Raw genomic sequence first — 12,159 nt, 5'->3', positions numbered from 1 at the left:
GGAGGGCGCCCTTTTCGCGCGCGTGCGCGGCGCATCCGTCGCGGCCCGAACCCTAGACTGAAGCCGTGCTCGAGAACCCTCGCTCTCCGCGCGTCCGCGCCGTCGCGAAGCTGACGAAGCGCAGCGCGCGCCAGGAGACCGGACTGTTCCTGCTGGAGGGTCCACAGGCGGCCCGGGAGGCGCTGGCGTACCGGCCCGACACGCTGGTCGAGATCTTCGCGACCCCGACGGCCATGGAGCGTCACACCGACCTCCGTGACGCGGCACGAGGCGCGGGCCTGGAGGTCGTCTTCACGACGGAGGACGTGCTCGACGCGATGGCCGACACCGTGACGCCGCAGGGCATCGTTGCGGTCGCCCGCCAGTCGCCCACGTCGGTGCGCGAGGTCTTCGCCGCCTCGCCCCGTCTGGTCGCGATCTGCGAGGAGGTGCGCGACCCCGGCAACCTCGGCACGATCATCCGGGCGGCCGACGCCGCGGGCGCCGACGCCGTCGTGCTGACCGGGCGCACGGTCGACCCGTACAACCCCAAGGTCGTGCGCGCGACGACCGGCTCGCTGTTCCACCTGCCGGTCGCCGTGGGCGTCGATCTGGCCTCGGCGGTCGAGAAGGCGCACGCGGCCGGCGTGCGCGTCATCGCGGCCGACGTCGGCGGCGGCGACTTCCTGGCTTCGCGGGAGCTGCTCGCCGAGCCGACCGCGTGGCTGTTCGGAAATGAGGCGCGCGGTCTCGACGAGACCGCGCTGGCGCTCGCCGACATATCGCTGCGACTGCCGATCTACGGCGCGGCCGAGTCGCTCAACCTCGCGACCGCCGCCAGCGTGTGCCTCTACGAGACGGCGTTCGCCCAGCGCGCCGCCGTCTGACCACTCGGTGTTCCCGCGCTGTTACAACACGGTAAAGACGCGGCGCGCTGGGTGGCAGAGCAGTCGTCGCCGGTCCTAGGGTGGCGCTATGACGATGCCGGAAGACAGCGCGCCGAAGACGTCGAACATCAACGTCCGTCGCGGCGATCCCCTCGTGCAGATCACCGATGTGCAGAAGCACTACGGCGAGTTCCAGGCGCTGAAGGACATCGATCTCACGGTCAACCGTGGCGAGGTGGTCGTGGTCATCGGTCCGTCGGGATCGGGCAAGTCGACCCTCTGCCGGACGATCAACCGCCTCGAGACGATCACGAGCGGAACGATCATGATCGACGGCAAGGAGCTGCCGAAGGAGGGGAAGGACCTCGCGGCGCTGCGTGCCGACGTGGGCATGGTGTTCCAGTCCTTCAACCTGTTCGCGCACCTGTCGATCCTCGACAATGTCACGCTCGGACCGATCAAGGTCAAGGGCATGAAGAAGGCCGAGGCTGAGAAGCTCGGCACGCAGCTGCTCGACCGTGTCGGTGTCGGCCACCAGGCGGCCAAGCTGCCGGCACAGCTCTCCGGCGGCCAGCAGCAGCGCGTCGCCATCGCGCGGGCGCTCGCGATGCAGCCCAAGGTCATGCTCTTCGACGAGCCGACGAGCGCGCTCGACCCCGAGATGATCAACGAGGTGCTCGACGTGATGGTCGGCCTCGCGCAGGACGGAATGACGATGATCGTCGTCACGCACGAGATGGGCTTCGCCCGCAAGGCGGCCGACCGCGTCGTGTTCATGGCCGACGGGCAGATCGTCGAGGAAGCGACGCCCGAGGAGTTCTTCACCCATCCGAAGAGCGACCGCGCGAAGGACTTCCTCTCGAAGCTCCTGACCCACTGATCCGGGTCAGGTCACGGCACCCAGGGAGGGAACCGAAGCACCACCAGCGCACGATCACTCCGCACGGACCCGAAACGTCGGACATACGGAACCAGTACGCACACACAGCAACCAGGAGGAACCATGCGTAAATCACGGATCATCACCGGCATCGGCATTTCTGCCATCGCCATCCTCGCCCTCACCGCGTGCAACAGCGGCACACCCGGTGCGGACCCCTCGGAGCCCGGCGACGGCGGCGACGGGGAGACGACCGCGCTCTGGGAGGTCGCCTCGGACGTCTCGCTCGAGGGCAGCCCGACCTTCGACGCCATGACCGAGCGCGGCGGCGTCGTCGTCGGCGTCAAGAACGATCAGCCCGGCCTCGGCTACGAGGACGCCGCGACCGGTGAGCGCACCGGGTTCGACGTCGACATCGCACGCTGGGTCGCGGCATCCCTCGGATTCGACGAGGACCAGATCGAGTACGTCACCATCCCGTCGGCCAACCGCGAGCAGGCGCTCGTGAACGGCGACATCGACTACTACGTCGGCACCTACTCGATCACCGACACCCGCAAGGAGCTGATCGACTTCGCCGGTCCGTACTTCATCACGGGCCAGGGTCTGCTCGTGTCCGCCGACAACGAGGACATCACCGGACCCGACGACCTCGAGGGCAAGATCGTCTGCTCGGTGACCGGCTCGACGCCGCTCCAGCGGATCCGCGACGAGTACAACCCCGGCGACACCGTCGAGTACGACACGTACTCGCAGTGCGTCGAGCAGCTCAAGGCGGGCTCCGTCGACGCGATCACGACCGACGAGGCGATCCTCGCCGGCTACGTGGCGCAGGACCCCGACAACCTGAAGATCGCCGGTGAGCCTTTCAGCGAGGAGCGCTACGGCATCGGCGTCGCCAAGGGCGACACCGCCATGGTCGAGCACATCAACACGCTGCTGACCGACGGCGGCGACGTGTGGACTGCGCTCTTCGACGAGCACCTCGCGCCGGCCGGCATCACGGGCGAGCAGCCCGAGGTCGACGCGGTCATGTGACACCCGGCGGTGGCGGCCCCTCACGGCGCCGCCACCGCCCGTCGCGGACTTGATACGAGAGGAGTGGGCCGCTGAACGTCATCACCGACAACTGGGATGTCTGGGCCGAGGGTCTGATCGGCACGCTGATCCTGTTCTTCGGGGGAGGGCTCCTCGCGCTCATCCTCGGGATCATCGTCGGCGCGATGCGCGTCTCGCCGATCCCCGTCGCACGGAGCGTCGGGTCGCTCTACGTGAACACGATCCGCAACACCCCGCTCACCCTCGTCTTCTTCGCGTTCGCCTTCGCGCTGCCGCCGCTGCTCGGACTCCGACTCACCGCGGATGTGTCGCTGACGCTGGCGGTTTGCGCGCTCGGCATCTACACGGCGACCTACGTCGCCGAGACGATCCGCTCCGGCATCAACACGGTGCCGGTCGGGCAGGCCGAGGCCGCCCGCGCCGTCGGCCTCACCTTCGGCCAGGTGATGACGCTGGTCGTGATGCCGCAGGCCTTCCGCTCCGTTATCCCGCCCATGATGAGCGTGTTCATCGCTCTCCTGAAGAACACGACCGTGGCCGCCGGCTTCGGCGTGGTGAACCTCGGTGCCGCCCGCAACTACCTCAGTGAGCGCGGTGCCAACCAGATGCTCGTGATCATCTGGGTCATGATCATCTTCGTCGCGCTCGTCCTGCTGCTCTCATGGGCCCAGCGAGCGCTCGAGAACAAGTGGAGGGTGGCGCGGTGAGCACGCGGTACGCGTCCGGCGCGCGCCAGCGCGCCGGTCTCCCGAAGGGGGAGATCCTATGAGCTCCGTTCTCTATGACGTCCCCGGTCCCCGGGCCATTGTCCGCAACCGCATCCTGGGCGTCGTCACCGTCGTCGTCGTCGCGGCGATCCTCGGCTTCTTCCTGTGGCGGCTCTACGACACCGGCCAGTTCACCGCCGAGAAGTGGCAGGCCTTCACCTACACCAACGTCTGGGTCCAGATCGGACTCGCCACTCTCCGCACGCTCGCCGCGTTCGCCGTTGCGGCCGTCGGCGCGCTGATCCTCGGCTTCACGCTCGCGATCGGCCGCATGTCCGATCATGCATGGATCCGCGTCCCGGTCGGTGCGATCGTCGAGTTCCTCCGCGCCGTGCCCGTCCTCGTCTTCATGTTCCTCCTGTACTACGGCCTTCCCGTCATCGGCGTGCGGATGGCCCCGTACTGGGCGGTCGTCATCGCGCTCATCGCCTACAACGGCTCGGTGCTGGCCGAGGTCATCCGCGCCGGCGTGCAGTCGCTTCCCCGCGGTCAGCAGGAAGCGGGCTACGCGATCGGACTGCGGAAGTCGGGCGTGATGCAGCTCGTGCTGCTGCCACAGGCGATCCGGGCCATGATGCCGGTCATCATCGCCCAGCTCGTCGTGACGCTGAAGGACACCGCACTCGGCTTCATCATCACGTACCCCGAGCTGCTGTTCTACGCGCGCTTCATCGGGTCGCAGTCGTCGCTCGACTCGCCGATCATCCCGGCGACGATCATCGTCGGTGCGATCTACATCGGCCTGTGCCTCATCCTGTCGTTCGTCGCGAACACGGTCGAGAAGCGACTGCGCCGGTCGTCCGCCGGCGTGAGGATCGCCCAGGCCGAGCAGCCGACGCAGGAGATCACCGACACCGAACTCATCGTCACCCAGCGTGGAGGCAGGGGAGCCGGGATCTGACGCGCCGGAAGCGGCGGGGCGGGGCATCCGCCGTCGGTAGACTCGGTTCTCGTGTCTGATGCTCACGAGATCACTCCCGAGGCGGTGGAGTCCGCCGTGCAGGCGGCGCTGGACGCCGTCTCCGCAGCCGGCGACACGGCCGCTCTGAAGGCCGCCCGGTCCGCCCACAGCGCCGAAGGTTCGCCGCTCGCGCAGCTCAACGCGCAGCTGCGCAGCGTGCCGAACGAGAAGAAGGCCGAGTTCGGCAAGCTCGTGGGCCAGGCACGCGGGCGCGTGAACCAGGCCTTCGCGGCGCGCGAGGCGGAGCTCGCCGAGGCCGAGACCGCCGCCCGGCTCCAGGCCGAGCGCGTCGACATCACGGCGCTGGCCCAGCGGGCGCGCGTGGGGGCGCGGCATCCGATCTCCCTCCTGCAGGAGCAGATCTCCGACATCTTCGTCGGCATGGGGTGGGAGATCGCCGAGGGTCCCGAGCTCGAGCACGAGTGGTTCAACTTCGACGCGCTGAACTTCGACGAGGACCACCCCGCGCGCCAGATGCAGGACACGTTCTTCGTCGACCCGGTGGAGCGTCACCTCGTGATGCGCACGCACACGAGCCCTGTACAGGTGCGCTCGATGCTCGAGCGCGATCTGCCGCTGTACGTGCTGTGCCCGGGGCGTGTGTACCGCACCGACGAGTTCGACGCGACGCACCTGCCCGTCTTCACGCAGTTCGAGGGCATCGTCGTCGACAAGGGCATCACGATGGCCCACCTCAAGGGCACCCTCGACCACGCCGCCAAGGTGCTGTTCGGTGCCGAGGCGAAGACGCGGTTCCGCGCCAACTACTTCCCCTTCACCGAGCCGTCCGCCGAGCTCGACCTGTGGCACCCGACCTTCAAGGGCGGCGCGCGATGGATCGAGTGGGGCGGCTGCGGCATGATCAACCCCAACGTGCTGCGCGCAGCGGGGATCGACCCCGAGGAGTACTCGGGCTTCGCGTTCGGCATGGGCATCGAGCGGACGCTCATGTTCCGCAGCGACGTCCAGGACATGCGCGACATGGCCGAAGGTGATGTCCGCTTCAGCGAGCAGTTCGGAATGGTGGTCTGATGCGCGTCCCGCTTTCGTGGTTGCGTGAGTACGTCGACGTCCCAGCGGATGCGACGCCCGAGGATGTCCTCGCGGCGCTCGTGAGCGTCGGCTTCGAAGAGGAGGACGTGCACCGCTTCGAGTTGCAGGGTCCGATCGTCGTGGGAGAGGTGCTCGACTTCGTCGAGGAGCCGCAGTCGAACGGCAAGACGATCCGCTGGTGCCAGGTGCGGGTCGCGCCCGAAGGCGAGACCGCGGCCGACGGCGGCGACGCCGTGCACGGCATCGTCTGCGGTGCCCGCAACTTCTTCGCCGGTGACAAGGTCGTCGTGACGCTGCCGGGCGCCGTGCTGCCCGGACCGTTCCCGATCGCCGCGCGCAAGACGTACGGCCATGTGTCGGACGGCATGATCGCCTCGGCGCGTGAACTGGGCCTGGGCGACGAGCACAGCGGCATCCTGCGCCTCGTCGAGCTCGGCATCGACGCGCCCGTCGGCACCGACGCAATCACGCTGCTCGGGCTGGACGACGTCGCGATCGAGATCAATGTCACACCCGACCGCGGCTACGCCCTGTCGGTGCGCGGTGTGGCCCGCGAGTACGCCCACGCCACCGGGGCCGCGTTCCGCGACCCGGGCGATCGCGAGTGGGGCGAGCTGCAGCATCCCGCTTCCGGCTTCGCCGTCGCCGTCGACGACGCCAACCCCATCCGCGGCCGTGTGGGCGCGTCGGAGTTCGCCGTGCGCATCGTGCGCGACGTCGATCCCACCAAACCCACGCCGGCCTGGATGATCGCGCGCCTGAATCTGGCGGGCGTGCGGTCGCTCGGCATCCTGATCGACATCACCAACTATGTGATGCTCGAGCTCGGCCAGCCGATCCACGGCTACGACCTCGACAAGCTGCAGGGCGGCATCACGGTGCGCCGCGCGACCGCGGGCGAGAAGCTCGAGACCCTCGACGGCAAGGTGCGCACGCTCCATGCCGAGGATCTCCTCATCACCGACGAGTCCGGTCCGATCGGTCTCGCCGGCGTGATGGGCGGCGGCACGACCGAGATGAGCGACGCCACCCGCAACGTGCTCATCGAGGCGGCGGTCTTCGACACCGTCTCGATCGCGCGCACCGCCCGGCGGCACAAACTGCCCAGCGAGGCCTCCCGCCGCTTCGAGCGGGGCGTCGACCCGCTCATCCCGTTCGTCGCGGCCCGCCGCGTGGCCGACCTCATGGTCGAGTACGCGGGCGGCACGCTCGACACCGAGGTGGGCGGAGCGCTGTTCACCACCGTCGAGATCGCGGGCATCGACCTGCCGCGCGGTTTCGTCGAGAAGCTCATCGGGGTCGACTACACGACGGGCGAGATCGTCGCCGCGCTCGAGATGATCGGCTGCGAGGTCTACGACACCGGCGACCACTGGTCCGTGCACCCGCCGTCGTGGCGACCCGACCTCACCGACAAGTGGACGCTCGCCGAGGAGGTCGCCCGAATCGAGGGCTACGACCGCATCCCGTCGATCCTGCCCACGCCGCCGTCGGGCCGCGGCCTGGCGCCCGCCCAGCAGGGGCGCCGTCGCGTCGCGAACGCGCTCGCGGCCGCCGGCTACGTCGAGACGCCGTCGTTCGGCTTCACGACCGAGGAGCTCAACGATCTGCACGGCTCGGCCTCGGGCGACAAGCTGCCGAGCGTGAAGCTCGCCAACCCCCTCGACGGGCAGGCGCCGTTCCTGCGCCGCTCGCTCGTGCCCGGCCTGCTGCAAGTCGCGCACCGCAACGTCGCACGCGGCCTCACCGACCTCGCACTCTTCGAGACCGGCGTGGTCTTCCTGCCGAAGCCGGGTGTCGCGTACGGCACGACGCACGTGCCGCCGCTGGCGGTGCGACCGGATGCCGCGACCCTGGCCGAGCTCGATGCGTCGATCCCGCCGCAGCACCGCTTCGTCGCGGTCCTCCTCGCGGGCAACCTCGTCGCGAAGCAGCCCGGCACCGCACCTGTCGCCGCGGAGCTCGGCGACGCGCTCGACGCGGTGCGCGCGATCGGCGCCGCGGCCGGCGTGTCGATCGACGTCGCCCAGGGACAGCGCGCCGCGCTACACCCCGGTCGCACCGGAGCGCTGTCGGTCGCAGGCACCGAGGTGGGCTACGTCGGCGAGCTGCTGCCCGCTGTGGCCGAGGCATCCGATCTGCCCGGTCGCGTGATCGTCGCCGAACTCGACCTGGATCTGGTCCTCTCCCTCGCCGGTGAGCGTGTCGTCGCGGCGTCGCTGTCGGGATACCCGGCCGCCACGCAGGACGTGTCTCTCGTGGTCGCCGCCGACCTGCCGGCCGCCGAGGTGCGCGCGGCCCTCCGGGAAGGAGCGGGCGAGCTGCTCGAGTCGCTGCGCCTCGTCGACGACTACCGCGGTCAGGGCATCGAGGCGGGCACGAAGAGCCTCACGTTCGCGCTGCGCTTCCGTGCTGCCGACCGCACGCTCACCGCCGCTGAGGCGACCGAGGCGAAGCTCGCGGGCGTCGCGGCGGCGGCCGAGCGCTTCGGAGCGACCCTGCGCGAGTAGCGCGGGGGTCCCGGGTCGGACAGGTCAGCGGCTGCCCCAGTTTCACGCGGAGGTTGGGCGGCGCATCCGCGGCTGCCCCGTTCCACGCGGAGGTTGGGCGGCGCATCCGCGGCTGCCCCGTTCCACGCGGAGGTCGGGTGGCGGCATCAGCGGCTGCCCCAGTTCCATGCCGGGCGGTCGAGCACGCCCTGACCGGCGATGCGCGTGCCGTCGGGGTGCGCTTCGAGGCGGTGCGTGAGCGCTCCGGCGTGCTCCAGCGGTGCCGAGAGTCGCTCGGCGTGCGTCACCACGAGCACTTGAGAGCGAGCGGATGCTTCGGCTACGAGCTCGGCGAGCGGGTCGAGCAGTTCGGGGTGCAGGCTGGCCTCGGGCTCGTTCAGCACGATGAGCGGGGCGGGACGCGCGGGCAGCAGCGCGGCGCACAGAAGCAGGTAGCGCAAGGTGCCGTCGGAAAGCTCGCCGGTCTCGAGCGGCCGCAGCAGGCCCGGCTGGCGCATCACGAGGCGGAATCGCCCGTCGGATGCCTCGACGCCCACCTGCGCGCCCGGGAAAGCCCGTGCGACCGCGGCGTCGAGGGCGCGGCCGTGCCCGGCGTCGTGGATTGTGGCCCAGACCGCGGCGATGTTCTCGCCGCCGTGCGCCAGCGTGGGGGAGCGGGTGCCGACCTGCGGCTGGCGAGCCGGTGCGTCGACGTCGACGCGGAAGTGGTCGTAGAACCGCCAGCCGCCGAGGGTGCGCCGCAGCGACAGCAGCTCGGGTGCCGTGTCGCCGTCGGCGAGGTCGGTGACGATGCTCTCGAATGGCGCGAGCTGCTGCGAGAGGGCGACCCAGGTGCCGTCCCGGACGCGGGTCGCACCGCGCAGGCGGTCGATGAGCAGCGTCGCCGGCTTCGCCACGGGTCCGGCGAACACCTGCTCGCGCTTGAGCTCGGGGTCGCGTGCGAACAGGCTGCGCTGATCGGCCTGCGGGATGCCGAGGTCGACGAGGTAGCCCAGCTCGTCCGAGGCGAACCCCAGTCGCACCGCGATCGGGCCCGAGCGCACGGTGCCCTGTGTGCCGCCGTGCTCGGGGCCGGCCCACAGCAGCGACGGCAGGCCGCCCTCGCGGGCGACCGAAGCGACCAGCGCTCCGGTCGCCGTCGCGGCGAGGAGCCGCAGGGCGCGGTAGAGGTTCGACTTGCCGGACCCGTTCGGCCCGGTGATCACGGTCAGCGCGCCGAGCGGCAGCACGACGTCGCGGAGCGAGCGGTAGCCCGAGACGGCGACGGTGGTCAGCATCCCGCCATCCTGGCAGGGGCCTCCGACGCGTGGGCGGTCGTCCGGCGGGGATGGGTCGCAACTTCGCCTGGCGGGGCCGGCCGAGTGCGCGGGTGGTGCGCAGTGACTCCGCCTCGCGGGGGCGGGACTCACCGGCGGGGCGTGTCGTAACTCCGCCTGGCGTCGGGCTGGCGGCGCAACAACGGCCGAAAGCGCGGAGGCTCGGGCCCCGCACGGGAAAGCCAGGCGGAGTTACGGCACACACCGCGCACGGGCGGGGAGCCCACGCCGCCGCGGGCAGGCGGAGTTACGGCACACGACCCCGCGCGGTCCGCTGTGAGCGGAGATGCTCGCCGCCGACGGACCGGTCTGGTTGGGTGGGGGCATGACGGACGTACTGGTGCTGGGTGGTACAGGCTGGCTGAGCGGGCGCATCGCGGAGAAGTGGGCGGATGCCGGGGCATCCGTCACGTGCCTCGCCCGAGGCGGGCGACCCGCACCGTACGGCACGCACCTCGTGACGGCGGACCGCGACGAACCGGGGGCGTACGACAAGATGGCATCGCGCGACTGGGACGAGGTCGTCGACATCTCGTCGAAGCCGGTCCACGTCGCCGCCGCGCTCGACGCTCTCGCCGAGCGCGCGAAGCACTGGACATACATCTCCACGGTGTCGGTGTACGCAGAGAACGACGAGCCGGGCGCGGACGAATCGGCCGATGTGCTGGCGCCCGCAGGACCCGACGAGGAGGAGGACTACGGTCGCGCGAAGGCGCGGGCCGAGGCATCCGTCCGTTCCGTCATGGGACACCGCGCGGCGATCGTGCGACCCGGCCTCATCGTCGGGCCCGGCGACCCGACCGACCGGTTCGGGTACTGGGTCGGGCGGTTCGCGCTCGCCGGGGGCGACGATGTGCTCGTCCCCGATGCCGCGAGCCGCGGGGAGCAGGTCATCGACGTCGACGACCTGGCCGAGTTCGTCCAGAGCGTCGGGCGCGAGCGGTGGACAGGCATCGCGAACGCGGTGGGCGATCCGGTGCCGCTCGATCGTCTGCTCTCCGAGGCGCGGGAGGTCGCCGGGCACTCGGGGCGTCTCGTGACGGCGACGGACGACTGGCTCGAGGCACATGGCGTCGCGTACTGGATGGGCCCGCGCTCGCTCCCGCTGTGGCTGCCCGCAGGCATGCCGGGCTTCTGGACGCGCTCGAACGCGGCGTACCGCCTGCTCGGCGGCCGCCTGCGCCCCCTCACCGAGACACTGCGGCGCACACTGGACGACGAGCGCGAGCGCGGGCTCGACCGCGAGCGGCGCTCCGGGCTTTCCCGCGTCGACGAGCTCGCCCTGCTCGCCACGCTGGGGTAGGGGCGCGAGACATCGCATCCGCGGCGAGCCGTCGTCTGCCGCACGTCTCGTCGCAGGAACGTCGTCTCGCGAGGGGTGCCACCCGCGGCGCGTCGTCTTGTCGCCGCCCAGGCCCGCCACGCGGTGACACCGGATTTGCGGATGCTGCGGCCCGGCGGCTATCGTCGCGGCATGCCTTCGGCCATCCAGGGACTCGTGACGCTCGCTCCGAGCGCCGCCCCTGCGCGCCGACGCCGTCTGGGCGAGCGCCGACTGTAGGCGACCCTGCACGCCGTCCTCCCGGACGTCTGCGAGCGGGCGTCGCCGTCTCCGGCCCCCGCACCCAGACTCTAAGGTGGAATCCATGACATATTCGGTCGCCGTCTCCGGCGCATCCGGCTATGCGGGCGGCGAGATCCTGCGGATCCTCGCCGCGCATCCCGACGTCGAGATCCGCACCGTGACCGCGCACTCCAACGCGGGACAGCCGCTCATCCAGCACCAGCCGCACCTCCGCTCGCTCGCGCACCTCACGCTCACCGAGACGACGCCCGAGATCCTCGCCGGGCACGACATCGTGTTCCTGGCGCTCCCGCACGGGCAGTCGGGGCAGTACACCGACGCACTCGGCGACGCTGCCCTCGTGATCGACGCCGGGGCCGATCACCGCCTCGAGTCGGCCGCCGACTGGGACACCTTCTACGGCGGCGACTTCCACGAGCCCTGGGTCTACGGCGTGCCGGAGCTCCTGACAGGCGGCGTCAAGCAGCGCGCGCGGCTGGTCGGGGCATCCCGCATCGCCGCCCCCGGCTGCAACGCGTCGACCGTCTCGCTGAGCCTCGCACCGGGCGTCGCCGCAGGCGTCATCGACGCCGGCGACATCGTCACGGTGCTCGCGGTCGGACCATCGGGCGCCGGCAAGGCCCTCAAGCCGAACCTCCTCGCGAGCGAGATCCTCGGCACTGCCAACCCGTACGCGGTCGGCGGCACGCACCGGCACATCCCCGAGATCCGGCAGGCGCTCGCCGCCGCCGGCGCGCCGGCCGACGGCATCCGCATCTCGTTCACGCCCGTCCTCGTGCCGATGGCCCGCGGCATCCTCGCCACCTCGACCGCCCCCATCGCGAACGACGCCACGGATGCCGAGATCCGCGCCGCGTGGGAGTCCCCGTACGGTGACGAGACGTTCGTGCAGCTGCTGCCCGCGGGCCAGTTCCCCCGCACGGCCGACGTCGTCGGAGCCAACACCGCGCTGATGGGCCTCGCGATCGACCGCGCGGCGAACCGCGTCGTGGTCGTCACCGCCGTCGACAACCTCGTCAAGGGCACGGCCGGAGCCGCCGTGCAGTCCATGAACATCGCGCTCGGCCTCGCTGAAGGCACGGCGCTCTCTGTGAACGGGGTGGCCCCATGACCAACGTGAGCCGAGAGACTCTGTCCGGCGTACGGGGCGAGAACGGAATCA

Annotated in this window: 10 protein-coding genes; 9 read left to right on the top strand and 1 reads right to left on the bottom strand. The window is 70.8% G+C overall.

Annotation, left to right across the window (positions count from 1 at the left end; all coding sequences use genetic code 11):
* The first annotated feature begins 65 nt into the window (after nt 1-65).
* The 7 genes from ACFC1W_RS12470 to pheT all read left to right on the top strand — a co-directional run bounded on the left by ACFC1W_RS12470 (nt 66) and on the right by pheT (nt 8,096).
* On the top strand, nt 66-866 hold the full coding sequence (locus ACFC1W_RS12470; protein ID WP_375992961.1) for a TrmH family RNA methyltransferase: 801 nt from the start codon (nt 66-68) through the stop codon (nt 864-866).
* A gap of 88 nt (nt 867-954) precedes the next feature.
* Complete coding sequence (locus ACFC1W_RS12465; protein WP_375992958.1) at nt 955-1,746, top strand: amino acid ABC transporter ATP-binding protein; 792 nt, start codon at nt 955-957, stop codon at nt 1,744-1,746.
* A 123-nt stretch (nt 1,747-1,869) separates the two neighbouring features.
* Complete coding sequence (locus tag ACFC1W_RS12460; protein WP_375992956.1) at nt 1,870-2,784, top strand: glutamate ABC transporter substrate-binding protein; 915 nt, start codon at nt 1,870-1,872, stop codon at nt 2,782-2,784.
* Between the two features lie 71 nt (nt 2,785-2,855).
* Nucleotides 2,856-3,512, top strand: coding sequence for an amino acid ABC transporter permease (locus ACFC1W_RS12455; protein WP_375993972.1), 657 nt, complete (start codon nt 2,856-2,858; stop codon nt 3,510-3,512).
* Nucleotides 3,513-3,570: 58 nt separating this feature from the next.
* A complete protein-coding gene (locus ACFC1W_RS12450) occupies nt 3,571-4,473 on the top strand; it encodes an amino acid ABC transporter permease (protein ID WP_375992953.1) in 903 nt (300 codons plus the stop codon).
* A 51-nt stretch (nt 4,474-4,524) separates the two neighbouring features.
* Nucleotides 4,525-5,565 (top strand): phenylalanine--tRNA ligase subunit alpha, encoded by a 1,041-nt coding sequence (gene pheS, locus ACFC1W_RS12445; protein ID WP_375992950.1) that lies wholly within the window; start codon nt 4,525-4,527, stop codon nt 5,563-5,565.
* Nucleotides 5,565-8,096, top strand: a complete 2,532-nt coding sequence (pheT, locus tag ACFC1W_RS12440; protein WP_375992948.1) for a phenylalanine--tRNA ligase subunit beta — start codon at nt 5,565-5,567, stop codon at nt 8,094-8,096. The genes pheS and pheT overlap by 1 nt, the downstream gene beginning before the upstream one ends.
* Before the next feature lie 146 nt (nt 8,097-8,242).
* On the opposite strand, the gene ACFC1W_RS12435 is transcribed toward pheT, so the two are convergent.
* Complete coding sequence (locus ACFC1W_RS12435; RefSeq protein WP_375992945.1) at nt 8,243-9,373, bottom strand: AAA family ATPase; 1,131 nt, start codon at nt 9,371-9,373, stop codon at nt 8,243-8,245.
* A 364-nt stretch (nt 9,374-9,737) separates the two neighbouring features.
* On the opposite strand from ACFC1W_RS12435, the gene ACFC1W_RS12430 reads away from it, so the two are divergent.
* Nucleotides 9,738-10,715, top strand: coding sequence for an NAD-dependent epimerase/dehydratase family protein (locus ACFC1W_RS12430; RefSeq protein WP_375992942.1), 978 nt, complete (start codon nt 9,738-9,740; stop codon nt 10,713-10,715).
* A 343-nt stretch (nt 10,716-11,058) separates the two neighbouring features.
* The gene (gene argC / locus ACFC1W_RS12425) at nt 11,059-12,108 is read left to right on the top strand and encodes an N-acetyl-gamma-glutamyl-phosphate reductase (RefSeq protein WP_375992940.1); all 1,050 of its coding nucleotides are present in this window, start codon (nt 11,059-11,061) and stop codon (nt 12,106-12,108) included.
* Nucleotides 12,109-12,159: the final 51 nt, after the last annotated feature.

Origin of the sequence: Microbacterium sp. NPDC056003 (assembly GCF_042274785.1) — a bacterium.
Lineage (GTDB): Bacteria > Actinomycetota > Actinomycetes > Actinomycetales > Microbacteriaceae > Microbacterium.
The sequence above is the reverse complement of the archived record's forward strand: the minus strand, read 5'-3'. Positions and strand labels throughout refer to the sequence as shown.